This is a genomic window from Sphingomonas sp. GV3 (genome assembly GCF_031082075.1).
GTDB lineage: Bacteria > Pseudomonadota > Alphaproteobacteria > Sphingomonadales > Sphingomonadaceae > Sphingomonas > Sphingomonas beigongshangi.
On sequence record NZ_JARWLE010000001.1, the window covers coordinates 1,004,495 to 1,027,542 of the forward strand.

27 protein-coding genes and 2 tRNA genes are annotated in these 23,048 nt (G+C 67.5%); 5 read left to right on the forward strand and 24 right to left on the reverse strand.

What is annotated here, in order from left to right; all coding sequences use genetic code 11:
• Positions 1-6 precede the first annotated feature (6 nt).
• The 17 genes from nuoK to RF701_RS04645 form a co-directional block, all read right to left on the reverse strand.
• Complete coding sequence (gene nuoK / locus RF701_RS04565) at positions 7-315, reverse strand: NADH-quinone oxidoreductase subunit NuoK (RefSeq protein WP_115380523.1); 309 nt, start codon at positions 313-315, stop codon at positions 7-9.
• On the reverse strand, positions 312-923 hold the full coding sequence (locus tag RF701_RS04570) for an NADH-quinone oxidoreductase subunit J (RefSeq protein ID WP_203310952.1): 612 nt from the start codon (positions 921-923) through the stop codon (positions 312-314). Before RF701_RS04570 ends, nuoK begins: the two co-directional genes overlap by 4 nt.
• Positions 924-968: 45 nt before the next feature.
• The gene (gene nuoI, locus RF701_RS04575) at positions 969-1,454 is read right to left on the reverse strand and encodes an NADH-quinone oxidoreductase subunit NuoI (protein ID WP_115380527.1); all 486 of its coding nucleotides are present in this window, start codon (positions 1,452-1,454) and stop codon (positions 969-971) included.
• Positions 1,455-1,578: 124 nt separating this feature from the next.
• Positions 1,579-2,598 carry an NADH-quinone oxidoreductase subunit NuoH gene (gene nuoH / locus RF701_RS04580; protein WP_210358638.1) on the reverse strand — a complete coding sequence of 340 codons (1,020 nt, stop codon included), beginning with the start codon at positions 2,596-2,598 and terminating at the stop codon, positions 1,579-1,581.
• A 26-nt stretch (positions 2,599-2,624) separates the two neighbouring features.
• Positions 2,625-4,643 carry an NADH-quinone oxidoreductase subunit NuoG gene (gene nuoG, locus RF701_RS04585; RefSeq protein WP_308814227.1) on the reverse strand — a complete coding sequence of 673 codons (2,019 nt, stop codon included), beginning with the start codon at positions 4,641-4,643 and terminating at the stop codon, positions 2,625-2,627.
• A complete protein-coding gene (gene nuoF / locus RF701_RS04590) occupies positions 4,643-5,947 on the reverse strand; it encodes an NADH-quinone oxidoreductase subunit NuoF (RefSeq protein ID WP_203310949.1) in 1,305 nt (434 codons plus the stop codon). The genes nuoG and nuoF overlap by 1 nt, the downstream gene beginning before the upstream one ends.
• Entirely contained in the window at positions 5,947-6,615 is a 669-nt protein-coding gene (locus RF701_RS04595) for an NAD(P)H-dependent oxidoreductase subunit E (protein ID WP_210358437.1), read from the reverse strand. The genes nuoF and RF701_RS04595 overlap by 1 nt, the downstream gene beginning before the upstream one ends.
• Positions 6,615-7,826, reverse strand: a complete 1,212-nt coding sequence (locus RF701_RS04600) for an NADH-quinone oxidoreductase subunit D (protein WP_203311048.1) — start codon at positions 7,824-7,826, stop codon at positions 6,615-6,617. The genes RF701_RS04595 and RF701_RS04600 overlap by 1 nt, the downstream gene beginning before the upstream one ends.
• A gap of 20 nt (positions 7,827-7,846) precedes the next feature.
• Positions 7,847-8,701: an NADH-quinone oxidoreductase subunit C gene (locus RF701_RS04605; RefSeq protein ID WP_308814229.1), complete on the reverse strand. Its 855-nt coding sequence runs from the start codon at positions 8,699-8,701 to the stop codon at positions 7,847-7,849.
• On the reverse strand, positions 8,698-9,258 hold the full coding sequence (locus RF701_RS04610; RefSeq protein WP_203310946.1) for an NADH-quinone oxidoreductase subunit B family protein: 561 nt from the start codon (positions 9,256-9,258) through the stop codon (positions 8,698-8,700). Before RF701_RS04610 ends, RF701_RS04605 begins: the two co-directional genes overlap by 4 nt.
• Positions 9,255-9,629 (reverse strand): NADH-quinone oxidoreductase subunit A, encoded by a 375-nt coding sequence (locus tag RF701_RS04615; protein WP_308814230.1) that lies wholly within the window; start codon positions 9,627-9,629, stop codon positions 9,255-9,257. The genes RF701_RS04610 and RF701_RS04615 overlap by 4 nt, the downstream gene beginning before the upstream one ends.
• 242 nt (positions 9,630-9,871) lie before the next feature.
• On the reverse strand, positions 9,872-10,684 hold the full coding sequence (locus RF701_RS04620) for an inositol monophosphatase family protein (RefSeq protein ID WP_203310945.1): 813 nt from the start codon (positions 10,682-10,684) through the stop codon (positions 9,872-9,874).
• Between the two features lie 143 nt (positions 10,685-10,827).
• Positions 10,828-11,391: an elongation factor P gene (gene efp / locus RF701_RS04625; RefSeq protein WP_203310944.1), complete on the reverse strand. Its 564-nt coding sequence runs from the start codon at positions 11,389-11,391 to the stop codon at positions 10,828-10,830.
• Positions 11,392-11,458: 67 nt separating this feature from the next.
• Entirely contained in the window at positions 11,459-12,058 is a 600-nt protein-coding gene (locus RF701_RS04630; RefSeq protein ID WP_308814231.1) for a M23 family metallopeptidase, read from the reverse strand.
• A gap of 4 nt (positions 12,059-12,062) precedes the next feature.
• On the reverse strand, positions 12,063-12,227 hold the full coding sequence (locus RF701_RS04635; RefSeq protein ID WP_308814232.1) for a hypothetical protein: 165 nt from the start codon (positions 12,225-12,227) through the stop codon (positions 12,063-12,065).
• A 43-nt stretch (positions 12,228-12,270) separates the two neighbouring features.
• Entirely contained in the window at positions 12,271-12,984 is a 714-nt protein-coding gene (thiE, locus tag RF701_RS04640; protein ID WP_308814233.1) for a thiamine phosphate synthase, read from the reverse strand.
• Between the two features lie 126 nt (positions 12,985-13,110).
• A complete protein-coding gene (locus RF701_RS04645) occupies positions 13,111-14,016 on the reverse strand; it encodes a fructose bisphosphate aldolase (protein WP_308815613.1) in 906 nt (301 codons plus the stop codon).
• Positions 14,017-14,169: 153 nt separating this feature from the next.
• On the opposite strand from RF701_RS04645, the gene RF701_RS04650 reads away from it, so the two are divergent.
• The gene (locus RF701_RS04650) at positions 14,170-14,694 is read left to right on the forward strand and encodes a peroxiredoxin family protein (protein ID WP_308814234.1); all 525 of its coding nucleotides are present in this window, start codon (positions 14,170-14,172) and stop codon (positions 14,692-14,694) included.
• Positions 14,695-14,725: 31 nt separating this feature from the next.
• On the opposite strand, the gene pgk is transcribed toward RF701_RS04650, so the two are convergent.
• The 3 genes from pgk to gap all read right to left on the reverse strand — a co-directional run bounded on the left by pgk (position 14,726) and on the right by gap (position 17,517).
• Positions 14,726-15,916: a phosphoglycerate kinase gene (pgk, locus tag RF701_RS04655; RefSeq protein ID WP_210358433.1), complete on the reverse strand. Its 1,191-nt coding sequence runs from the start codon at positions 15,914-15,916 to the stop codon at positions 14,726-14,728.
• Entirely contained in the window at positions 15,913-16,404 is a 492-nt protein-coding gene (locus RF701_RS04660; RefSeq protein WP_210358432.1) for an MOSC domain-containing protein, read from the reverse strand. Before RF701_RS04660 ends, pgk begins: the two co-directional genes overlap by 4 nt.
• Before the next feature lie 102 nt (positions 16,405-16,506).
• Positions 16,507-17,517, reverse strand: coding sequence for a type I glyceraldehyde-3-phosphate dehydrogenase (gene gap / locus RF701_RS04665; protein WP_203310937.1), 1,011 nt, complete (start codon positions 17,515-17,517; stop codon positions 16,507-16,509).
• A 253-nt stretch (positions 17,518-17,770) separates the two neighbouring features.
• Between gap and RF701_RS04670 the strand changes: the two genes are divergently transcribed.
• The 4 genes from RF701_RS04670 (at position 17,771) to RF701_RS04685 (ending at position 19,427) form a co-directional block, all read left to right on the forward strand.
• A complete protein-coding gene (locus RF701_RS04670; protein WP_203310936.1) occupies positions 17,771-17,953 on the forward strand; it encodes a hypothetical protein in 183 nt (60 codons plus the stop codon).
• Positions 17,953-18,261 carry a cell division protein ZapA gene (locus tag RF701_RS04675; protein WP_308814235.1) on the forward strand — a complete coding sequence of 103 codons (309 nt, stop codon included), beginning with the start codon at positions 17,953-17,955 and terminating at the stop codon, positions 18,259-18,261. The genes RF701_RS04670 and RF701_RS04675 overlap by 1 nt, the downstream gene beginning before the upstream one ends.
• A gap of 426 nt (positions 18,262-18,687) precedes the next feature.
• A complete protein-coding gene (locus RF701_RS04680) occupies positions 18,688-19,224 on the forward strand; it encodes a 5-formyltetrahydrofolate cyclo-ligase (RefSeq protein WP_308814236.1) in 537 nt (178 codons plus the stop codon).
• Positions 19,221-19,427 carry a DUF2842 domain-containing protein gene (locus RF701_RS04685; RefSeq protein ID WP_308814237.1) on the forward strand — a complete coding sequence of 69 codons (207 nt, stop codon included), beginning with the start codon at positions 19,221-19,223 and terminating at the stop codon, positions 19,425-19,427. Before RF701_RS04680 ends, RF701_RS04685 begins: the two co-directional genes overlap by 4 nt.
• Before the next feature lie 219 nt (positions 19,428-19,646).
• On the opposite strand, the gene RF701_RS04690 is transcribed toward RF701_RS04685, so the two are convergent.
• The 4 genes from RF701_RS04690 to RF701_RS04705 form a co-directional block, all read right to left on the reverse strand.
• Positions 19,647-19,723 (reverse strand) — tRNA-Asp (locus tag RF701_RS04690).
• A gap of 64 nt (positions 19,724-19,787) precedes the next feature.
• Positions 19,788-19,864: transfer RNA gene (locus tag RF701_RS04695), tRNA-Asp, on the reverse strand.
• Positions 19,865-19,917: 53 nt separating this feature from the next.
• Positions 19,918-21,153, reverse strand: a complete 1,236-nt coding sequence (locus RF701_RS04700; RefSeq protein ID WP_308814238.1) for an AI-2E family transporter — start codon at positions 21,151-21,153, stop codon at positions 19,918-19,920.
• A gap of 65 nt (positions 21,154-21,218) precedes the next feature.
• Positions 21,219-22,964, reverse strand: a complete 1,746-nt coding sequence (locus RF701_RS04705; protein ID WP_308814239.1) for a class I adenylate-forming enzyme family protein — start codon at positions 22,962-22,964, stop codon at positions 21,219-21,221.
• Positions 22,965-23,048 lie beyond the last annotated feature (84 nt).

Below are 23,048 nucleotides of genomic sequence, written 5' to 3' on the forward strand. Positions count from 1 at the left end.
TGCCGATTACCCCTTCATCCGGTTGACGTCGTCGACCGCGATCGTGCCGCGGCCACGGAAATAGATCACCAGGATCGCGAGCCCGATCGCCGCCTCGCCCGCGGCGACGGTCAGCACGAACATCGCGAACACCTGCCCCACTAGATCGTGGAGGAAGGCCGAGAAGGCGACGAGATTGATGTTCACCGCCAGCAGGATCAGCTCGATCGCCATCAGGATGACGATCAGGTTCTTCCGGTTGAGGAAGATGCCGAGCACCCCCATGGTGAACAGGATGGCCGCGACGACCAGATAGTGGATGAGACCGATGGTCACAGCTGGACCCCCTCGCCGACCGGCGGCTGGACGTTGCGCGTTGCGTCCTGCGGACGGCGCGCGTTCTGGCGGCTGATGTTCTGGCCGCGCACGCCGCCACGCTGGCGATGCGTCAGCACGATCGCGCCGATCATCGCGACGAGCAGCACGAAGCCCGCGCCCTCGAACACGAACAGATAGCGCGTGTAGAGCAGATTGCCGATCGCCTGGATGTTGGGCACGTTGCCTTCGATCGGCGCGATCCGCTGCGACAGCTTGACGCCCCCCGCGCTCCACGCGCCGACCGCGATGATGATCTCCGCCGCGAGGCCGACCGCGAGCGCGAGGCCGAGCGGCAGGTAGCGCGCGAACCCGGCGCGCATCTGCGCGACCTCGATGTCGAGCATCATCACCACGAACAGGAACAGCACCGCGACCGCACCGACATAGACGATGACGAGCAGCATGGCGATGAACTCCGCCCCGACCAGGACCATCAGGCCCGCGGCGTTGAAGAAGGCTAGGATCAGCCACATCACCGAATGGACCGGATTGCGCGACGATATGGTCATCGCACCCGAACCGATCACGACGATGGCGAACAGGTAGAAGGCTAGAGCCTGGATCACGATTTGGTCGGCCCCCTTAAGCCGGGATGAGCGGTGCGGCGCGCATTAACGGTACGGCGCATCGGCGGCAAGGTTCGCCGCGATCGCGCGCTCCCAACGGTCGCCGTTGTCGAGCAGCTTCGCCTTGTCGTAGATCAGCTCTTCGCGCGTCTCGGTCGAGAATTCGTAGTTCGGCCCCTCGACGATCGCATCCACCGGGCAGGCCTCCTGGCACAGCCCGCAATAGATGCACTTCGTCATGTCGATGTCGTAGCGCGTCGTGCGGCGGCTGCCGTCGTCACGCGGCTCCGCCTCGATCGTGATCGCCTGCGCCGGGCACACCGCCTCGCACAGCTTGCACGCGATGCAGCGTTCCTCGCCGTTCGGATAGCGGCGCAGCGCATGCTCGCCGCGGAACCGCGGGCTCACCGGGTTCCGCTCGAACGGATAATTGATCGTCGCCTTGGGCTTGAAGAAATACTTCAGCGTGAGGGCATGCGCCTTCACGAACTCCCAAAGCGTGAACGATTTGACGATCTGTGCGACGCTCACGATCCAAACCCCATAACCCGGTCGATGGCGACGACCGTCAATCCGATGATGACGCCGCCCAACGCGCGACGCCGGAGTGCGGCGGGGTCCAGCCCCGCGCGCACGATCAAAGCACTTACCCGGTTCACACCGGCACGCGCATCCACATCAGCACGCCCGACACTAGGAACACCCAGAACAGCGACAGCGGCAGGAAAACCTTCCAGCCCAGCCGCATCAGCTGGTCGTAGCGATAGCGCGGGACCGTCGCCTTCACCCAGCTGAACACGAAGAAGAAAAACAGCATCTTGGCGAGCAGCCAGATGATGCCCGGCACCGCATACATCCAGCCGACGTTGAGCGGGGGCAGCCAGCCGCCCCAGAACAGCGTCGCGTTGAGCGCGCACATCAGGATGACGTTGGCATATTCACCCAGCCAGAACAGCGCGAAGCTCATCGAGCTGTATTCGGTCTGGTAGCCGGCGACGAGCTCGCTCTCCGCTTCGGTCAGGTCGAACGGCGCGCGCTGCGTTTCGGCGAGCGCCGAGATGAAGAACACCACCGCCATCGGGAACAGCAGCGGGTTGATCCAGAAGCCGTTGACCCAGCCCAGGCCATGGCCCTGCTGCGCCATGACGATGCCCGACAGGTTGAACGTACCCGACCACAGCACCACCGAGATCAGCACGAAACCGATTGCGACCTCGTAGCTGACCATCTGCGCCGCGGCACGCAGCGCGGAGTAGAAGGGATATTTGGAGTTCGACGCCCAGCCCGACAGGATGATGCCGTAGACGCCGAGCGACGAGGCCGCGAGCACGTAGAGCAGGCCGACGTTGATGTCGGCGACGACGACGCCGGCCTGGAACGGGATCACCGCCCAGACGATCAGCGCGACCGTGAAGGTGATGATCGGCGCGAGCAGGAACAGCACGCGGTTCGCCGCGGCCGGGACGATCGTCTCCTGCAGGAAGACCTTGAGGCCGTCGGCGAACGACTGGAGCAGGCCGAGCGGCCCCACGACGTTCGGGCCGCGGCGCAGCGCCATCGCCGCCCAGATCTTGCGATCGGCGTAGATGATCATCGCCACCGCAAGCATCAGCGGCAGCGCTATGACCAGGATGCCGACGATCGTCGCGACGAACCATGCCCAGCCATAGGACATGCCGACGGTGGTGTTAAAGAAATTGGTCACTCCGCCGCCTCCGCGAACGTCTCGCCATGGACCAGTTCGGCCGAGCAGCGCTGCATCGTCGGGGACGCGCGGCAGATGGCGTTGGTCAGATAGAAATCCTTGATCGGATAGCCCGCGAGCGTCCCCTGACCGGCGCCGTCCAGCGCCGGCGGGTTCCATTCATAGCCGGCGAGCTGGCCGATATTGCGCAGCGCCGGAACCTCGGTCGCCATCGCCTCGCGCAGCCCGGACAGGCTGTCGAACGGCAGCGTGTGGCCGAGCCCTTCCGACAGGGCGCGGAAGATCGTCCAGTCCTCGCGCGCGTCGCCGGGCGCGAAGACCGCGCGCTCGCCGCGCTGCACGCGACCCTCGGTGTTGACCCAGGTGCCGGACTTCTCGGCATAGGTCGAGCCCGGCAGGATCACGTCGGCGTGATGCGCGCCCATGTCGCCATGGTGGCCGACATAGACCTTGAAGCCGCCGAACCGCGTGAAATCCACCTCGTCCGCGCCCAGGAAGAAGGTCACCCCGGCGTCCGCGACATCCGCGATGCCGCCCTTCTGCGCATAGCCAAGCATCAGCCCGCCCATCCGGCTCGCCGCCATGTGCACGACGTTGAAGCCGTTCCATGCGGTGCCGTCCTCGAGCGTGCGCACCAGGTTGAACTGCCTGGCGAAGCCCAGCGCGGCGCCATGGCCACCCTTCAGCGCGCCACCACCGACGATCACCATCGGCGCCTTGGCATCGGTGAACGCCTTGGCCACCGCCTCCGGCAAACCGCCGAGCAGCGACAGTTCGCTGCCCAGCCACTCGACCTTATAGGTCAGCTCGGTCTCCGGGCCGATGCCGTAGACCTTCGCGCCCTTCTTGATCGCCTTGCGGATGCGCGTGTTGATCAGCGGCGCTTCCCAGCGCAAATTGGTGCCGACCAGCAGGATCGCGTCCGCGCGCTCGACGCCTGCGATCGTCGTGTTGAAGTTGACCGCGCCCAGGCTGGACACGTCATAGTCCATGCCCGTCTGCCGGCCCTCGAGCTTGGTCGAGCCGAGCTTCGCGAGCAGCGCCTTGGCGGCATACATCGTCTCGCAATCGACCAGGTCGCCGGCGACCGCCGCGACGTTCGACCCGGCCGCATCGACCTTGGCCTTGATCACCGCGAACGCCTCGTCCCAGCTCACCGGCGCTAGCTTGCCGTCGCGCCGCACATAGGGACGGTCGAGACGACGACGCACCAGGCCGTCGACATGATGGCGCGTCTTGTCGTGCGCCCATTCCTCGTTGACGTCCTCGTTGATGCGCGGGACGCAGCGCAGCACCTGGCGGCCGCGGCTGTCGAGGCGGATGTTGGTGCCGACCGCGTCCATCACGTCGATGGTCAGCGTCTTCTTCAGCTCCCAGGGCCGCGCCTCATAGGCGTAGGGCTTGCTGGTCAGCGCGCCGACCGGACACAGGTCGACGACATTGCCCGAAAGCTCGCTGGTCACCGCCTGCTCGAGATAGCTGGTGATCTGCATGTCCTCGCCGCGATAGATCGCGCCGATCTCCTCGACCCCCGCGACCTCTTCGGCGAAGCGGACGCAGCGGGTGCATTGAATGCAGCGGGTCATGATCGTCTTGACGATCGGACCCATATACTTCTCGGTCACCGCGCGCTTGTTCTCGGTGTAGCGGCTGTACCCCTTGCCATAGGCGACGGACTGGTCCTGTAGGTCGCACTCGCCGCCCTGGTCGCAGATCGGGCAGTCGAGAGGATGGTTGATGAGCAGGAACTCCATCACGCCTTCGCGCGCGTTCTTCACCATCGGCGTGGTGGTGAACACTTCCTGGTTGTCGGCGGCGGGCAGCGCGCACGACGCCTGCGGCTTCGGCGGTCCGGGCTTCACCTCGACCAGGCACATGCGGCAATTGCCGGCGATCGACAGCCGCTCGTGATAGCAGAAGCGCGGGATCTCCCTGCCCGCGGCCTCGCATGCCTGGAGGACGGTGGCGCCCTGCGGTACCTCGACCTCGATCCCGTCGACTTTGAGCTTGGGCATTATTCGGCAGCTTCCTGCATCGGGGCGAGCGAGCCGCCGTTGCGTTCGATGATCCGGCGCTCGATCTCCGGCCGGAAATGACGGATCAGGCCCTGGATCGGCCACGCCGCGGCGTCGCCGAGCGCACAGATCGTATGACCCTCGACCTGCTTGGTGACCTGCTGCAGCGTGTCGATCTCGCTGATGTCGGCGTCGCCGGTGCGCAGCCGCTCCATCACGCGCCACATCCAGCCCGTACCCTCGCGGCACGGCGTGCACTGGCCGCAGCTCTCGTGCTTGTAGAAATAGCTGATGCGGCTGATCGCGCGGACGATGTCGGTCGACTTGTCCATGACGATCACCGCCGCGGTGCCGAGGCCCGACCCGACCGCCTTCAGCCCGTCGAAGTCCATCGGCGCGTCGATGATGTCCTTGGCGGGGACCAAAGGCACCGACGATCCGCCCGGGATCACCGCGAGCAGATTGTCCCAGCCGCCGCGGATGCCGCCGCAATGCGTCTCGATCAGCTCGCGGAAGGTGATGCCCATCGCATCCTCGACCACGCAAGGCTTGTTCACGTGCCCGCTGATCTGGAAGAGCTTGGTGCCCTTGTTGTTCTCGCGCCCGAAGCTCGAGAACCAGTCCGCGCCGCGACGCAGGATGGTCGGCGCGACGGCGATGCTCTCGACGTTGTTCACCGTCGTCGGGCAGCCGTAGAGGCCCGCGCCCGCCGGGAACGGCGGCTTGAGCCGCGGCTGGCCCTTCTTGCCCTCGAGGCTCTCGAGCATCGCGGTCTCTTCGCCACAGATATAGGCGCCCGCGCCGCGATGGACGAAGACGTCGAAGTCATAGCCCGAGCCGCAGGCGTTCTTGCCGATCAGCCCGGCGTCATACGCCTCGGCCACCGCCGCGAACAATGTCTCGGCCTCGCGGATATATTCGCCGCGGATGTAGATATAGGCGGCGCGCGCGCGCATGGCGAAGCCCGCGATCAGCGCGCCCTCGATCAGCTTGTGCGGATCGTGACGGATGATCTCGCGGTCCTTGCACGACCCCGGCTCCGACTCGTCGGCATTGATGACGAGGAAGTTCGGCCGGTCGGGCTTGGGCTCCTTGGGCATGAACGACCATTTCGTGCCGGTCGGGAAGCCCGCGCCGCCGCGGCCGCGCAGACCCGATGCCTTGATCACGTCGATGATCGCGTCCTGGCCGATGGCCATCAGCGCCTTGGTATTGTCCCAGTCGCCGCGCTTCAGCGCCGCCTGCAGGTTCCAGGGCTGGAACCCGTAGACATTGGTGAAGATGCGGTCCTTATCGGCGAGCATCAGGCCCACTCCCCGCGATAGTCATGATTTTCCTCGACCATCGCCGTCAGCGTCGTCGGGCCGCCCTCGGGGCAGCTCGTCTGGCGGCCGATCGTCGATCCGGTCTTCGGCTGCTCGCCCTTGGCGAGTGCCTCCAGCACCGCGATCGTGCGATCATAGTCCAGATCTTCGTAATTGTCGTCGTTGATCTGGACCATCGGCGCATTGGCGCAGGTGCCCAGGCACTCAACCTCGGTCAGCGTGAACAGGCCGTCGGGCGTGGTCTTGCCCTTGATCAGCCCCTTGTTCTTGCACGCCGCCAGAACGTCGTCGCTGCCACGCAGCATGCACGGCGTCGTACCGCAGACCTGCACGTGGTAGCGGCCGACCGGCGCCAGGTTGAACATCGTGTAGAAGGTCGCGACCTCGAACACGCGCATATAGGGCACGCCGATCTGGCGCGCGACGAACTCGATCACCGGCACGGGCAGCCAGCCTTGCGTCTGCGTCTCCTCGCCGACCTGCCGCTGGGCAAGATCGAGGAACGGGATCGACGCCGACTGCTCGCGACCCGCCGGGTAGCGCGCGAGGATCGCATTCGCCTTCTTCTGATTCTCTTCGGTCCAGGCGAAGCCGCCCCAGCGTGCGCGGGTCTCGGCCTCGTCGGGAATCTGTGCTGCTTCAGCCATTAGCGGTCACATTCACCAAAAACGATGTCCATCGCGCCCAGGATCGCGGTCGTGTCCGCCAGCATGTGGCCCTTGGACATGAAGTCCATCGCCTGCAGGTGGCTGAACGCGGTCGGGCGAATCTTGCAGCGATAGGGCTTGTTCGACCCGTCGGAGACGAGGAACACGCCGAACTCGCCCTTGGGGCTCTCGGTCGCGACGTACACCTCGCCCGCGGGCACGTGATAGCCCTCGGTATAGAGCTTGAAGTGGTGGATCAGCGCTTCCATCGAGCGCTTCATCTCGGCGCGCTTGGGCGGCACCACCTTGCGGTCGGTCGAGGCGATCGGCCCTTCCGGCATGTCGCGCAGGCACTGCTTCATGATCCGCGCCGACTGGCGGACCTCCTCGACCCGCACCATGAACCGGTCGTAGCAGTCGCCGCGGGTGCCGACGGGGATGTCGAACTCCATCCGGTCGTAGACGTCGTAGGGCTGCGACTTGCGCAGGTCCCACGGTATGCCGGCCGCACGGATCATCGGGCCGGAGAAGCCCCAGGCGATCGCATCCTCGCGGCTCACCGTCGCGATGTCGACGTTGCGCTGCTTGAAGATGCGGTTGTCGGCGACCAGGCTGATCGCGTCCTCGAACAGGCGCGGCAGGCGCGTGTCGAGCCAGTCGGCGATGTCGGTAAGCAGTTTGAGCGGCACGTCCTGGTGGACGCCGCCCGGGCGCATGTAATTGTGGTGCATGCGCGCGCCGGACGCGCGCTCGAGGAAGTTGTAGCAATCCTCGCGGATCTCGAACAGCCACAGGTTCGGCGTCATCGCGCCGACGTCCATCACGTGGCTGCCAAGGTTGAGCATGTGGTTGGAGATGCGCGTCAGCTCGGCGAAGAACACGCGCAGATATTGCGCGCGCAGCGGCACCTCGATGTCGAGCAGCTTCTCGATCGCGAGCACGAACGTATGTTCCATGCACATCGGCGAGCAATAGTCGAGGCGATCGAAATAGGGAATCGCCTGCGCATAGGTCTTGTATTCGATCAGCTTCTCGGTGCCGCGATGCAGCAGACCGACGTGCGGGTCGACTCGCTCGATGATCTCGCCGTCCAGCTCCATGACGAGGCGCAGAACGCCGTGCGCCGCGGGGTGCTGCGGACCGAAGTTGATCGTGTAATTCTGGATGGTGACGTCGCCCGTCGTCGGATCGGACGCATCCTCGACACCCATCAGTTCGCTGACATAGTCGCTCACTGGTTCTGTCCCTCACCCTTGGTCGGCACGACGTCGGACTCGCCGGGCTTGCTTTCGGCCTTGTTCCCACCGTGCCGCTCGCCGGCGCCGGTCTGGCCGGCATCGGTGGTCGCCGTCTTGGCATAGGGCTCGCTGCCCGCCTTGGGCGTCGCCACCGGGGCGGTCGCCGCATCGGCCTTCTGGATCTGGTCGGCCTTCAGCGGCGTCGGCGCGCCCTTCGCCTCGGGCAGCATGCCCTTCTCGTCGCCGGGAAGGACATATTCGGCGCCCTCCCACGGGCTCTGGAAGTCAAAGTTGCGGAAGTCCTGGCTCAACTGCACCGGCTGGTAGACGACGCGCTTCTCCTCCTCCGAATAGCGCATCTCGACGAACCCGGTCATCGGGAAGTCCTTGCGCAGCGGATGGCCGCGGAAGCCATAGTCGGTCAGAATGCGACGCAGGTCGGCATTGCCGCTGAACAGCACGCCGTAGAGATCGTAGATCTCGCGCTCCAGCCAGCCGGCGACCGGCCAAATCCCCGTCACCGACGGCACCGGCGTCACGTCGTCGGTGGAGACATGGACGTGCAGACGGTGGTTGCGGGTCAGCGACAGCAGGCAATAGACGACCTCGAACCGCTCGGGGCGATCCGGATAGTCGACGCCGGCGATCTCCATCAGCTGCTGGTATTCGAGGCCGGGCGTATCACGCAGCGCGGTCAGCGCCGGGACGATCGCCTCGCGATCCACGTACAGCTTGACCTCGCCGACCTCGGCGACCGCATGCAGCAGCGACGCGCCCAGCGCGCCGCGCACGGCGTCGATCGTCGCATCGTTCAGATGCGCGGCATAGGCTGGTGCGGGCGCTCTCACCGTTCGATGCTCCCCTGGCGACGGATCTTCCGCTGCAACTGCATGATGCCGTACAGCAGCGCTTCCGCGGTCGGCGGGCAGCCGGGGACGTAGATGTCCACCGGCACGACGCGGTCGCAGCCGCGCACCACCGAATAGCTGTAATGGTAATAGCCGCCGCCATTGGCGCAGCTGCCCATCGAGATGACGTACTTGGGCTCCGACATCTGGTCATAGACCTTGCGGAGCGCGGGCGCCATCTTGTTGCACAGCGTGCCGGCGACGATCATCACGTCCGACTGGCGCGGCGACGCGCGCGGCGCGGCGCCGAACCGCTCCAGGTCGTAGCGCGGCATGTTCACGTGGATCATCTCGACCGCGCAGCAGGCGAGGCCGAACGTCATCCACCACAGCGAGCCCGTGCGGGCCCACTGGAACAGTTCCTCGGTCGAGGTGACCAGAAAGCCCTTGTCGGTCAATTCACCGTTCAGGCTGTCGAAAAAGCCCTGGTCGGGCGGGATGAGCGAGCTGCTCCCTGCCGCGCGATCGAGCTCAACGGGTCCGGATGTGGGGGTCATTCCCAATCCAACGCTCCCTTCTTCCAGGCGTATACGAGTCCCAGCGCCAGCTCGCCGATGAAGATCATCATGGAGATCCAAGCGGTCCAGCCGAGCGAAAAGACGCTGACTGCCCAAGGATATAGGAAGGCCGCTTCGAGATCGAAGATGATGAACAGGATGGCGATCAGATAAAAGCGCACGTCGAACTGGCTGCGCGGATCCTCGAAGGCGGGGAAGCCGCACTCATATTCGCTGAGCTTCTGCTCGTTGGGCTTGTGGGTGCCGGTCAGCCGGGCGACCACCATGGGCAGGAACACGAACGTGCTCGACAGCGCCAGGGCGATACCCAGGAAAATCAGGATCGGCAGATATTGCGACAGGTCGACCAAGGGGCTTCTCGCAAGTGCGAATGGATGGGGTCGCTTTAGGACGGTGACAGGAGCCGGGCAAGGCCGCGGGGCGTGAGAATGAATCGCAGGAAGCGACGGCTCGGGTTCGATCCACGTGTGTGGAAGCGGTTACCGACGCCCACCCTTTCGCGCGCACGGCGCTCCCTTCCTCTTCCATCGGGAGAGGAAAGGGGCGGCAACGCCGCCGATGGAGTGAGGGTGAGTGCGGAACGCCCGCAGCGTTAGCGCAAAGCGCCCGCCACCAGCTTGTGCAGCTTGGTATGAAGGCCGTCGTTCGCCGCGAGGAACTCGTTGCGCTCCATCGCGCGGTCTGCGCCGCGGAAGTCGGTCACATAGCCGCCCGCTTCCTTGACCAGCAGCAGGCCCGCCGCCGTGTCCCAGGGCTTCAGACCCGACTCCCAATAGCCGTCGAACCGGCCCGCCGCGACCCAGGCGAGGTCGAGCGCGGCCGAGCCGAAGCGGCGGATGCCCGCGACCTCCGGGGCGATCGCACCGAAGATGCGGCTCCACTGGACGAAATCGCCATGGCCCAGGAACGGGATGCCGGTCGCGATCAGCGCTTCCGACAGGTCGCGGCGCGCCGAGACGCGCAGGCGCTGGTCGGTATGCCACGCACCGCGCCCCTTTTCCGCCCAGAAGCTCTCGTCGGTGATCGGCTGATAGACGAGCCCGGTCGTCACCTCGCGCTTGCCGTTGGGCAGCGGCTCCTCGACCGCGATCGAGATCGCGAAATGCGGGATGCCGTGCAGGAAGTTCGACGTGCCGTCGAGCGGATCGATGATGAAGCGCGGCTTCGACGGATCGCCCGCGACCTCGCCGCCCTCTTCCATCAGGAAGCCCCAGTCGGGCCGCGCCTTGCGCAGTTCCTCGAACAGCGTCTGCTCGGCGCGCTTGTCGGCCATCGACACGAAGTCCGCGGGTCCCTTGCGGCTGACCTGCAGGTGCTGGACCTCGTTGAAGTCGCGGCGCAGCCGCGGCGCGGCCTTGCGGGCGGCGCGCTCGATGACGGTGAAAAGGCCGGAATGGGAAGGCATTCGATCATCTCCCCCCTCCCGCAGGCGGGAGGGGTCGGGGGTGGGCAAGTCCGGGGGGTTATGGTCGGGGGCGACCCGCTGACCGCCATGTCGCGGTCACGGGCCAACACCCCGCCCCTCCCGCGCGCGGGAGGGGGACTTCGTCAGTCCGCCCGGCGCACATATTCCTGGTTGTACACGTCGACGACGATGCGGGTGCCGCTGGCGATATGCGGCGGCACCATGATGCGCACGCCATTGTCGAGGATCGCGGGCTTGTAGCTGGACGAGGCAGTCTGCCCCTTCACCACCGCGTCCGCCTCGACGATCGTCGCCTCGATCGTGTCGGGCAGCTGCACACTGATCGCTTCCTCGTCGTACAATTCCATCACGACGTCCATGCCGTCCTGCAGGAAGGCAGCGGCATCGCCGAGCAGGTCGCGCGGCAGCGTCACCTGGTCGTAGGTGTCCTTGTCCATGAAGACCAGGCCGTCGCCGTCGGCGAACAGGAACTGGAAGTCCTTGGTGTCGAGGCGGACGCGCTCCACCGTCTCGGCCGAGCGGAAGCGGACGTTGTTCTTGCGCCCGTCGCGCAGGTTCTTCAGCTCCACCTGCATGTACGCGCCGCCCTTGCCGGGCTGGGTGTGCTGGATCTTCACGGCGCGCCAGATGCCGCCTTCATACTCGATGATGTTGCCGGGACGGATGTCCACGCCGCTGATCTTCATGGATCTGAACCTACTGGAAAGAGCGAGTGAGCGCCGCCACAAGGGGTCGCGCCCGGAAGGCGCGCTCTTACCGTGGCGCCGTGCCCGCGGCAAGTATCGGGTAGGGATCGACATCCTCGCCCTGCCACCAGCGCATCCCCGGCGCCATCCGCTGGACGCCGAAATGCAGGTGGTAATTGCCAGGCCCGGCATCGCCGCTGTCGCCGACGAAGGCGATGGTCTCGCCCGCGCGGACGATCCGCCCCTCGGCGATTCCGGGCGCGTAGCCGGCGAGGTGCGCATAATAATAGACGGTCCCGCCGTCGGTCGATCGCACGTACAGGGTCGTGCCGCCCCTGCCCGACTGGAACAGCTTTTCCACGCGCCCCGGCGCCGCGGCAAGCACCGCCGTGCCCGCCGCCGCCGGAATGTCGAGGCCGTGATGCGCGCGTGCGCCGCCCTCGCGCGGATCGCCCCAATTGTCGCGCAGCGCCGCGCGCGCGACACCCGCGACCGGCACGACCAGGCGACCGGGGGTCGTCGCTGGACCCACCGCCCCTGGCGACGGCGCGGTGGCATCGCGCGCCATGCGCGCCTCCGGCCGGATCGTGCCGATCCGCGTCACCGACGCAAAGCCGGCGATCACCACCACGATCGCGACCAATATGCCCCAGCCCAGTCGCGTCATGCGGTCAGCCGCGCACCGCGGCGTCGGTCGCGGTCGCCGATCGCATCCCGGGCGCGTCGGCGCGATCCGGACGATGCGCCTTTGTGGGCGGGACGCCCTGCGAATGCCCCTCGGTGGCGCCGGCGATCGCGACCAGCGCGGCAGCAGCGAGGAAAGAGCGTTTGATCATGGGTCCTCCCGGCGGCCGAAGGGCCGATCGAGGGACCAACGGCTCACCGCCGGGTTGTTTCCATCGCGGAATGATCCGCCAGCACCGCCGCGAAGGCGCGCACCGCCGCCGCCTCGTCGCCCTGCCATACCGCGCCCGACACCGCGAGGAAGTCCGCCCCGGCGCGGACCAGCGGCGCCGCATTGGCCGGCGTGATGCCGCCGATCGCGACGCAGGGCAGCTCGAACAGCGCCGACCACCAGGACAGGATCACCGGCTCGGGGCGATGCTCGACCGTCTTGGTCGTGGTCGGATAGAAGCTGCCGAACGCGACATAGTCCGCGCCCGCCTCGCCCGCCTCCATCGCCAGATGGCGGCTGTCGTGGCAGGTGACGCCGATCTGCACCGACGGACCCAGGATCGTGCGCGCCTCGCGCGCATCGCCGTCGTCCTGGCCCAGATGCACGCCGTCCGCGCCCAGCCGCTTGGCCAGGCTGACGCTGTCGTTGACGATGAACGCCACCTCGCGGTCGGCACAGATGCGCTGCAGCGGCTCGGCGAGGCGCGCGGCGCCATGCTGGTCGATGTCCTTGACGCGGAACTGGAAGGCCGCGACCGGTCCGGCGTCGAGCGCGCGCGCCAGCCGGTCGGGGAAGTCACCCGCCACGTCGAGCGGCGAGATCAGATAGAGCTGGCAGGGCGGCCGCGACAGGTCGCGCTGGAACGCGGCGGCGAAATCGGGGTCAAGCGGACCGAGCGGATCTTCGTCTGGGGTCATGCCGGCGGCTGTATCGCGCAAGGCCGCCGAGCGAAAGCCACCCTCGCCCTTCCCCCTGCCGCCGCGCCTAGCGGGAGGGCCCGCCCCCGCAAGCGCGCCGGCAAGGGCGGGGGCGAGTTCGACCGGTCAGGCCGCTTCCGCGACCTTGTGCGTCGATGCCGCATAGATTTCGTCGATCGCCGCGCCCAGCGCCTTGTCGAATTCGGCGTCGGTCATCTGCGCGCGCAGGTCTTCGAGCAACGCGCGGCTGAAGCTCGCGATCATGCCCTTGTTCTTCGCCAGCTCGGCGCAGGCGTCGGTGCGCCCGTAACCACCCGACAGCGCGACGACGCGCAGCACCTTGGGATGCGCGATCAGCGCGTCGTAGCTACCCGGACGGGCTGGCAGCGACAGCTTGAGCATGACCTTCTTGTCCGCATCGAGCGCGTCCAGCGCCTTGTGCAGTTCCTCGACCAGGATCGCATCCGCCTCGGCGCGCTCGGGGCTCTTGATGTTCACCTCCGGCTCGATGATCGGCATCAGGCCGCAGGCGATCACCGCCTCGGCGACCTCGAATTGCTGGCGGACGATCGCCGCGATGCCGTCGCGATTGGCGAGATTGACGACCGACCGCTCCTTCGTGCCGAACACGCCCAGCCCGCGCGCGCGGCCGAGCAGGTCGGCGAGGCCCGGGATGGGCTTCATCAGCTGCACGCCGTTCGCCTCCTCCTCCAGGCCCTTGTCGATCTTCAGGAACGGCACGACCCCGCGATCGTGCAGCACGGTCGGCACCGGCCGTCCGTCCGCGTCGCCGTCCATCGTGCGCTCGAACAGGATCGCGCCGATCACCTTGTCGCCGGTGAAGGCGGGCGAGGTGATGATGCGAACGCGCATCTGATGGATCAGGTCGAACATGCCGGCGTCGTCGGACCAGGCGCCCTCCTCGATCCCATAGCTCTTCAGCGCCTTGGGGGTGGACCCGCCCGACTGGTCGAGCGCCGCGATGAAGCCCTGTCCCTCGGCCATCTTCGCGGTCATTGCGGCGGTATCCATCATCCCCGATTCTCCTTTTTGTGCGTCTTTGCGCATACGTATGCGGGGCCGCTCGTAGCGGGCGCCGCGAGGCGCGGCAATCGCCGCGTCGCGACGATTGACCACGACCCGCGATCATGGCTTCCTGCCGCGGACAGGGGGGACACGAACATCATGGACCGTATCCGTACATGCCTCGCCGCCGGCCTGCTCGCGGCGATCTCGACGCAGGGCAGCGGCGCCGCATCGCCACCCGACGCCCATACGTCGGCGCTGGTCGGCAAGCCCGCGCCCGATTTCGAGCTGACGCTGATCGACGGCGCCAAGGTGAAGCTGTCGGACCTGCGCGGACAGGTGGTCGTGCTCAACTTCTGGGCGACGTGGTGCGTGCCGTGCCGCACCGAACTGCCGATGCTCGACGCCTATTACCGGCTGCGTCAGAAGAACGGGCTGCGCGTGTTCGCCGCGACGACGGAGGATTCGCTGCCGATCTTCCGTCTCAAGCCGCTGTTCGGCGCCATGGCAATCACGCCGGTGCGCAAGGTGAAGGGCAATTACGCGCCGATCGGCGGCGCGATCCCGACCAACTACATCATCGATCGCGCCGGGATCGTCCGCTACGCCAAGGCTAACGCGCTGGACGTCGACGACATGAACACGGTGCTCGTGCCGCTGCTGAACGAGCGTCCGCCGGCCTGAGCCCCCGGCCAGGCCCGGCGGAACGGGCGGATCAGCGCGACAGCGCGGCGACGCCGGGCAGTTCCTTGCCCTCCATCCATTCCAGGAAGGCGCCGCCCGCGGTCGACACGAAGGTGAAGTCGTCCGCGACGCCCGCCTGGTTGAGCGCCGCAACCGTATCGCCGCCGCCCGCCACCGACACCAGCGTCCCCTCCTGCGTCAGCGCGGCGGCGGTGCGCGCGAGGCTGACGGTGGCGACGTCGAAGGGCGGCGTCTCGAACGCGCCCAGCGGACCGTTCCACACCAGGGTACGGCAATTCTTGAGCACGTCGCCCAGCGCCTCGACCGCGTTGGGGCCGACGTCGAGGATCATCTCGTCCGCCGCGACCTCGTGGACGTTGACGGTCCGCATCGGCGGATTGGGCTTGAACTCGGTCGCGACGACGACGTCATAGGGCAGGTGCACCGTGCAATTGGCCGCGTCCGCCGCGTCGAGGATCGCCTCGGCCGTCCCGGTCAGATCGTGCTCGCACAGCGACTTGCCGACGTTGACGCCGCGCGCGGCGAGGAAGGTGTTGGCCATGCCGCCGCCGATGATCAGATGGTCGACGCGGCCGACCAGATGCTTGAGCACATCGAGCTTGGTCGACACCTTGGCGCCGCCGACCACCGCGGCCACCGGATGCTGCGGATTGCCCAGCGCCCGTTCCAGCGCGTCGAGCTCCGCCTCCATCGCGCGACCGGCGAACGCGGGCAACACCTTGGCCAGCCCTTCGGTCGAGGCATGCGCACGATGCGCGGCGGAAAAGGCATCATTGACATAGAAGTCGCCAAGTTCGGCAAACATTGCAACGGTTTGCGGGTCGTTCTTCTCTTCGCCCGCGAAGAAGCGCGTGTTCTCCAGCACGGCGATGTCGCCCGGCTGCATCTGCGCGACCGCGTCGGCGGCGCCGTCCCAGTCGACGAACCGCACCGGCCGGCCGAGCACCTGCGCATAGGGTTTCGTCACCATCGCGAGCGACATCTCCGCGTTGCGCTGCCCCTTGGGCCGCCCGAAATGCGCCAGCACCAGCACCTTCGCGCCGCGGTCGGCCAGCTCGGTCACCGTCGCCAGCGTCGCGCGCAAGCGGGTGTCGTCGGTGACCTGCCCGTCCGCCATCGGCACGTTCAGATCCTCGCGCACCAGCACGCGCTTGCCCGCGACATCGCCGATGTCATCGAGCGTCTTGAAGGGCTTGGTCATAAAAGCTGTCCTTGTAGGAGATCGAGAATGACGACGTCATCGCCCAGCGCGATGCGGCCGCCGCGCCGAACGCGCGAACAGGCGCCGCCGCGCCAGTCGGAGGTGAGCGCGGCCTTCAGGCCGGTCGCGATCGTTTCCATGCGACTGCACGGATCGCATTCGACGGTAACTTCCAGGACGACCTGCGCGCCGATGCCAATCAGCGTACCCGCCACCTGCGGCAGGTCGAGCCCGTCGATCAACAGGTTTGCGCGCCGTTCCTGCCACGGGATGGCATGGCCGAGCTCGGCCATCGCCGCTTCCCAGTCGCCGCGCTCGATCAGCGTCACCTGCCGCCGGCCGCGTCCGCCCGGCTTGACCGCGCCGCGGAAGTCGCCGTGCAGCCCGCCCTCGACGGTCACGTCGACATGGTCCAGCACCTCCATCGGCGCCTTGGGGAAACCGTGGCGGGCGATGCCGGCGAGAGTGCCCACAGGCTCCTCCGTCATCGCGAAGAGCGAAGCGACGCGGCAATCCAGCGCGTCGCGCGCGCGACCCTGGATTGCCTCGCTATGCTCGCGATGACGATGTCGTCATGCACCGCGGCGTCTTTACAGGAACTTCGCCATCGCCGTGGCCGTGTCGACCATGCGGTTGGAGAAGCCCCATTCGTTGTCGTACCAGCTGACGACGCGCACCAGCTTGCCGTCGATCACCGCCGTCTCCAGGCTGTCGACGGTCGACGATTGCGGCGAATGCATCAGGTCGATCGAGACCAGCGGCTCGTCCGAATAGACCAGCACGCCCTTCAGCGGCCCGTCCTCGGCCGCCGCCTTGAGCAAGGCGTTGACCTCGTCCTTGGTCACGTCGCGCGCGGGGGTGAAGGTCAGGTCGACGAGGCTGACGTCGGGCACCGGCACGCGGATCGCCGATCCGTCCAGCTTGCCCTTCAGCTCGGGCAGCACCTCGCCTACCGCGCGCGCCGCGCCGGTGGTCGTGGGGATCATCGACATGGCGGCCGCACGCGCGCGGCGCAGGTCCGGGTGGATCTGGTCGAGGATCTTCTGGTCGTTGGTATAGGCGTGGACCGTCGTCATCAGGCCGCGCTCGATCCCGATCGCATCGTTCAGCACCTTGGCGACCGGCGCCAGGCAGTTGGTCGTGCACGACGCGTTCGAGACGATCGTGTGCTCGCCGGTCAGCTTGTCGTGGTTGACGCCATAGACGACGGTCAGGTCGACGTTCTTGCCGGGCGCGGAGATCAGCACCTTCTTGGCGCCGGCGTCGAGATGCTTCTGGCACGAGGTACGATCGGTGAAGAAGCCGGTGCATTCCAGCACTAGGTCGACGCCCAGTTCCTTGTGCGGCAGATTGGCGGGGTCGCGCTCGGCGGTGACGCGGATGCGCTTGCCGTCGATCACCAGGTCGTTGCCCTCGGCGGTGACGGTGCCCGGATACTTGCCATGCACGCTGTCGCGGCTGAACAGCCAGGCGTTGGACTTGGCATCGGCCAGGTCGTTGATCGCGACCAGTTCCAGCGCGTCGCCGCCGCGCTCGATCATCGCGCGCGCGACCAGGCGGCCGATCCGTCCGAAGCCGTTGATCGCAACCTTCACCGTCATCCTGACTCTCCTCTTGGGATGCAGCGCGACGCCGAAAGAAGGGCTCGCGCCGGACGGATGCGCCTTTGCGGGGACGGGGGTACCGCTGTCAACCGGCGCCGGCCCGTCGCGGGTCATTATGGGTCATGCGGAGCCGCGGACGCTTGCGGCCGCATGCCCGACGCCTCGCATCTTCGCGCAAATCCCCCCACCCGTCGCCGCACGCGCGATTGCCCGCTTGCCGCCACCGGGAAGCGCGCCTACCTCCCTCGAAATGCCCGACGATCCTTCCGCCGTAGACCGTATCGACGCCGCCATCGCCCGGATCGAGGCGGCGATCGACGCGCGCGCGCGCGCCGGCGACGCGCTTGCCCGCCGCCATGCCGCGCTCAAGGCACGAATGGCGGAGGCGGTGAGCGCGCTCGACGAGGTGATCGCCCGGGGCACCGCCGCCTGATGGCGCAGGTCACGCTCGACATCGGCGGCCGCCACCACGCCATCGCCTGTCGCGACGGCGAGGAGGCGCGCCTGACGCAGCTCGGCAGGATGGTCGCGGAACTGTGGCCGGCCGGCCTGCGCGCCGCCGCGAACATACCCGGCGAGCGCGCGATGCTGTTCGTCGCCCTGATGCTGGCCGACGCGCTCGACGAAAGCCGCAATCGCGCGCCCGAAGGCGCGGCTGTCAGCGAGGCCGCGCTCGCCCGCATCGCGGATCGTCTGGAAACGCTTGCGGATGCCCTTGAGCAGACGCCGCCGAGCGCCTAGATAGGTGGGCGGCGGGTTCTGCCCGGTACGAGCCTTGATAATCCCTGAGGCTATTCTTCATCCACGGGGGCTGTCCCTGCCCAGGCCCTGGCCTGACGCACATGGTCCCCACCTGACGTATTGGGCGTCGGTGGATATGATGGCAAACGGCCATGGCGGTCCCGCCACCCGCCCCCTGATCCCGCACCGCGATGGCGGACATGATGCAGGCTCTTCCTCTCAGAATGCCCTATCGATCCGGGTCGTCGCGATCCGTGGAGCGTCGCGCGCCGATCGGCGGCATCGCGGACTGTGGGTCGGCGCCGCAATGACCTCGCAGATGCGAACGGCAGGGACTGGGTGCGCGACACCGCGCACGGCGCACGGCAGCGGTCGCTCGGGGCCGCGTCCGGCGTGCGCGGGCGCTTCGGGCCCGACGACGCCGGCATGACCGACAAGCGAGCGCTTCGAGCCCGTCTGCGCGCTGTTCGCGACGGCTTCGCGCGCGATGGCGTCGTTTCGCCCTCGCCTGCCTTTCTGGCGCATCTGTCGCCGGGGCTGACGCTCGCCAGCTACGTGCCGGTCGGCAGCGAGGCCGACCCCCTCCCCCTCGTCCATGCCGCAATGGCCGCGGGTTGCGTCGTCGCGCTGCCGCACGTCGTCGATCGCATCTCCCCGATCCGGTTCCTCGCCTGGGATACGGAGGCCCCGCTCGTCGCCGGCCCGTTCGGCTTGCGCCAGCCTGCCGATTCGCCGCACGAGCGCGCGCCCGACATCATCCTGACGCCCCTCGTCGGCTTCGACCGCCGCGGCAATCGCCTGGGTCAGGGGGCCGGCCACTATGATCGCGCCTTCGCCCGCCATCCGCATGCGTGGCGAATCGGCGTCGCCTGGTCCGTCCAGGAGACGGCGGCACTGGCCCCCGACCCATGGGACGTGCCACTGCACGCCATCGTCACCGAATCGGAGTGGATAGTCCCGTGACCCCGACATGGCGCAAGCCCGCCGGCATGTTCGCCATTCTGGCGTTGATCGCGATCTGGTGCGTCGTCATCGCAAGCCTGTCGCCGGTCGTCGGCGGCTGGGCATGGTGGCTGCAACTGCCCTTCTATCTCGTCACCGGCATCGTCTGGATCGCACCGCTCAAGCCGCTGCTGCGCTGGATGGAGACGGGCCGCTGGCGCTGACGCGCCTGTACTTTTCGCCTGATCTGTGTTAAGGGAATGCTAGGACCGGGCGTCCTCTTTCTCACCCCATGCCGGGGATCCGAACATGACGCGTCGTCATTAGGCGGACGGGCGCTGTCTCTCTGCCCGCGCCTTATGGCGACGGCAAAACCACCAAACGTGTGCGACTTTTGCGACCTTCCGGAAACAATCCGGAAACAAACGCCCTCTTTTGGGGCGTGGCGCGAGTGACGGGGCTCGAACCCGCGACCTCCGGCGTGACAGGCCGGCGCTCTAACCAACTGAGCTACACCCGCGTGTACGACACGCGGCGCATGGCGCTATGCGTTTTCTCGGCAGATCCGGCCACCTCGTGAGAGGTGGCGCGAGTGACGGGGCTCGAACCCGCGACCTCCGGCGTGACAGGCCGGCGCTCTAACCAACTGAGCTACACCCGCTTGGAAGCGTTGAGGCGCGCCGACTAGGCGATGGTCGCAGGGGTGTCAACGGCCTATTCTTCGGGAGGGTCGTCGACACGTTCGTTTCGCCGCCGCCGCGCGCGTTCCTGATGCACCAGCGTGCCATGCTCGAAGAGAAATCCGGCGATGTCGGGCTTGCCCGCCGCGCCGATCACGGTCTGGATGATGATCAGCAGCGGTACCGCCAGCAGCGCGCCTGCCGTCCCCCAGACCCAGCCCCAGAAGCTGAGCGAGACGAGGATCATCAGGGGGCTGATCGTCAGCCGGTGTCCGACGATCAGCGGGGTGATCGCATTCGCCTCGACCAGGTGGCAGCCGATCATGACCGCCGGCGGCAGCATCGCGACCCAGATGTCGGTGAAGGTCATCATGCCGCCCACCGCCAGCAGGAACGCCGCCAGGATCGGGCCGAAATAGGGGACGTAGTTGAGCAGGGTCACGATCCCGCCCCACATCAGCGGCGATGGCATGCCGATGAAGTAGAGCGCGGCCGCGACGACGCAGCCGAGCGTGATGTTGATCAGCGTGATCGTGCCCAGATAGGCCGATACGTCGTCGACCACGTCCTGGATGACCCGCGCGGTCGCCATCGCTCCGTCGAAGCTGGTTCGTCCGGTGATCGTCCGGCGGCGCATGCGCGTCCAGCCCGACAGGAAAAAGTAGACGATCAGGACGCCGAAGAAGAACTGGATGATCACCGTCGGCGCGGAGGTCGCGGCGAGCTCCAGGATCGAGCTGGGCGGCGACACGGCGGCGGTCTGCGGCTGGCGCGGCGGCGCGGAGGCGATCTGCCGGAAAAGCTTGTTCACCGACTTCTCGAGCGTCGAATAGAGGTCGAGCAGTGGCGACAGATTGTGCTGGATGCGCATGATCCGGCTGGGCAGCAGCTGGAAGAAGTCGGTGGCGGGCACCACGATCGCCGCGATCGCTACATTGGCGACCAGCAGGAAGACCAGTACGCACAGCAGCGCCGCGAGCGCCGACGGCAGGCGCCGACGCTCCAGCCATTCCAGTACCGGTACCAGCGCGATCGCGATGACCAACGCGGCGGTCAGCGGCAGGAAGAATTCGGCGCCGGACTTGAGCGCGAAGGGGATGCCCGCGACCAGCCCGATGCCCGCGATCAGCGTCAGCGCGGCGAGCAGCCGGTCGCGCCGCTGCGCGATCCTGCCGATCTCGTCGCGCCCCGGGACCAGCGGCGCGCCCAGCGCCGCTTCGTCCTCCGGGGAGAGGGCGGGTTGGCGGACGGGCACGGGGTCGTCGATCATAACCCTGCTCTAGCGCATTTTTCCGCTACGCAACCCTGCTTCTTGCATCGTCCGCGGCGCCCGCGTCAGGCAGCCACGGCACGGTCCGCGAACAGCGTCTTGAGCGTGGTCTTCAGGATCTTGCCGTTGGCGTTGCGCGGCAGCGGTTCCGGCAGGAAGCGGATCGCGACCGGCACCTTGAACGCGGCGAGGCGCTCGCGCACCCAGGCCTGCAGTTCCGCCTCGGTCGCGACGCAGCCGGGACACAGATGGACCACCGCCACCGGCTCCTCGCCCAGCACACGGTGCGGGATGCCGACCAGCGCGGCGTCGGTCACCGACGGATGGGCATAGAGGACATTCTCGACCTCGATCGAATAGATGTTCTCGCCGCCGCGGATGACCATGTCCTTCGCCCGGTCGGCGATGAACAGGAAGCCCTCTTCGTCGAGCCGGGCAAGGTCGCCGGTGCGCACCCAGCCGTCGACGAAGGTCGCCGCCGTCGCCTCGGGCTTGTTCCAATAGCCCTTCACGACCATCGGCCCGCGCGCCCACAATTCGCCGATCTCGCCCGGCGGCAGCACGGTGACGCCGTCCTCGCCACGGATCTGCAGGTCGGCGGTCGCGACAGGGGCGCCGGCGCTGTCCGGGCGGTTGAGATAATCCTCGCCGCCGTGCTGCGTCACCGTCGCCATCGTCTCGGTCATGCCCCAGCCGTTGCCGGGCAGCGCGCCGAACTCCTCATGGATGCGCCGGACCAGCTCGGGCGCGGACGGCGCCCCGCCATAGGCGATCGTCTCGAGCGAGGAGAGATCGTATCGGCCGCGGTCGGGATGCTCAAGCAGTTGCCAGGCGATCGTCGGCACGCCGCCGGTCATCGTCACCCGCTCGCGCTCGATCAGCGCCAGCGCCTGGCCCGCGTCCCACTTGCGCATCATGACAAGCGTCGAGCCGCTGGCGACCATGCCCATCAGCCCGGCCGAGCAACCGGTGACATGGAACAGCGGGATGACGCCCAGCGAGACGCGCGGCGCGGGCTCGGGCGGCATCTCGCCCCGGCGCAGATGGCTCCGCGCCGCGGTGAAGGCGCTCGACAGGATGTTGGTCATGATGTTGCGGTGCGTGCCCAATGCCCCCTTGGGCGCACCCGTCGTGCCGCTGGTGTAGAAGATGGTCGCGTCGTCCTCGGGCTCGATCGTCACCGGCGGCAGCGGCGTCTCCGGAAGAAAAGCCCAGTCGTTGGGCGCGCCGATCACCGCCTCGAGCCGCTCGACCCCGGGGGACGGTTCACGGCTGCGGGCGACGATGACCCGGTCGAGCGCGGGCAAGGCCGGATAATGGTCTGCCAGGCGTGCATGCCGCTCCGCGTCAACGATCAGCAGCTTCGTCGCCGAGTCGGCCAGCCCGTATTCGAGCTCGGCGCCCGTCCACCAGGCATTGAGCGGCACGACGATCGCGCCGATCGCCGCCGCGGCGAAGAAGGCGACCGGCCATTCGGGCAGGTTGCGCATCGCCACGGCGACGCGATCACCCTTCCCCACCCCCGCCTCGACGAGATGCTCCGCAAGCCTCGCCGTCGCGCGGTAGAAGGCCTCGAACGTCACGCGGTCGTCCTCGAGTACCAGGAAGATCCGGTCGCCGTGCGCGCGGCTGGCCTGCAGTAGCTCGCGGATCGACGCGGGCGCGTTCTTCCAGACGCGCGTGGCCAGTCCGCGGATCGGCACCGTCTCCATCTCGAACGGGGCGCCGGGCGCGGTAAGCAGCGTGGCGACGGCGTCCATCGACATCGCCGGCCATGAAGATGGAAGGGGAACGATCGGGTCGCTGGCCATCGGTTCTGCCTCTCCTGTCGACGCTGACAATCGCGTTTCGATGCAAGGTTACTGTTGATTTGCACGGCGCTCAAGGCGATACAA

What these genes read in the sequence shown, in the direction of transcription:
- thiE (WP_308814233.1), bottom strand. Translation starts at nt 12,984, where the DNA reads ATGACCCCAGACGAAGATCCGCTCGGTCCGCTTGACCCCGATTTCGCC.
- RF701_RS04610 (WP_203310946.1), bottom strand. Translation starts at nt 9,258, where the DNA reads ATGACCCCCACATCCGGACCCGTTGAGCTCGATCGCGCGGCAGGGAGC.
- RF701_RS04650 (WP_308814234.1), top strand. Translation starts at nt 14,170, where the DNA reads ATGGACCGTATCCGTACATGCCTCGCCGCCGGCCTGCTCGCGGCGATC.
- efp (WP_203310944.1), bottom strand. Translation starts at nt 11,391, where the DNA reads ATGAAGATCAGCGGCGTGGACATCCGTCCCGGCAACATCATCGAGTAT.
- nuoF (WP_203310949.1), bottom strand. Translation starts at nt 5,947, where the DNA reads ATGCTCGCCGATAAGGACCGCATCTTCACCAATGTCTACGGGTTCCAG.
- RF701_RS04700 (WP_308814238.1), bottom strand. Translation starts at nt 21,153, where the DNA reads ATGATCGACGACCCCGTGCCCGTCCGCCAACCCGCCCTCTCCCCGGAG.
- RF701_RS04620 (WP_203310945.1), bottom strand. Translation starts at nt 10,684, where the DNA reads ATGCCTTCCCATTCCGGCCTTTTCACCGTCATCGAGCGCGCCGCCCGC.
- RF701_RS04670 (WP_203310936.1), top strand. Translation starts at nt 17,771, where the DNA reads ATGCCCGACGATCCTTCCGCCGTAGACCGTATCGACGCCGCCATCGCC.
- RF701_RS04630 (WP_308814231.1), bottom strand. Translation starts at nt 12,058, where the DNA reads ATGACGCGACTGGGCTGGGGCATATTGGTCGCGATCGTGGTGGTGATC.
- RF701_RS04635 (WP_308814232.1), bottom strand. Translation starts at nt 12,227, where the DNA reads ATGATCAAACGCTCTTTCCTCGCTGCTGCCGCGCTGGTCGCGATCGCC.
- nuoG (WP_308814227.1), bottom strand. Translation starts at nt 4,643, where the DNA reads ATGCCCAAGCTCAAAGTCGACGGGATCGAGGTCGAGGTACCGCAGGGC.
- RF701_RS04595 (WP_210358437.1), bottom strand. Translation starts at nt 6,615, where the DNA reads ATGGCTGAAGCAGCACAGATTCCCGACGAGGCCGAGACCCGCGCACGC.
- RF701_RS04645 (WP_308815613.1), bottom strand. Translation starts at nt 14,016, where the DNA reads ATGGATACCGCCGCAATGACCGCGAAGATGGCCGAGGGACAGGGCTTC.
- RF701_RS04705 (WP_308814239.1), bottom strand. Translation starts at nt 22,964, where the DNA reads ATGGCCAGCGACCCGATCGTTCCCCTTCCATCTTCATGGCCGGCGATG.
- gap (WP_203310937.1), bottom strand. Translation starts at nt 17,517, where the DNA reads ATGACGGTGAAGGTTGCGATCAACGGCTTCGGACGGATCGGCCGCCTG.
- RF701_RS04680 (WP_308814236.1), top strand. Translation starts at nt 18,688, where the DNA reads ATGACCGACAAGCGAGCGCTTCGAGCCCGTCTGCGCGCTGTTCGCGAC.
- RF701_RS04600 (WP_203311048.1), bottom strand. Translation starts at nt 7,826, where the DNA reads ATGGGTGTCGAGGATGCGTCCGATCCGACGACGGGCGACGTCACCATC.
- pgk (WP_210358433.1), bottom strand. Translation starts at nt 15,916, where the DNA reads ATGACCAAGCCCTTCAAGACGCTCGATGACATCGGCGATGTCGCGGGC.
- RF701_RS04675 (WP_308814235.1), top strand. Translation starts at nt 17,953, where the DNA reads ATGGCGCAGGTCACGCTCGACATCGGCGGCCGCCACCACGCCATCGCC.
- nuoH (WP_210358638.1), bottom strand. Translation starts at nt 2,598, where the DNA reads ATGTCCTATGGCTGGGCATGGTTCGTCGCGACGATCGTCGGCATCCTG.
- RF701_RS04660 (WP_210358432.1), bottom strand. Translation starts at nt 16,404, where the DNA reads ATGACGGAGGAGCCTGTGGGCACTCTCGCCGGCATCGCCCGCCACGGT.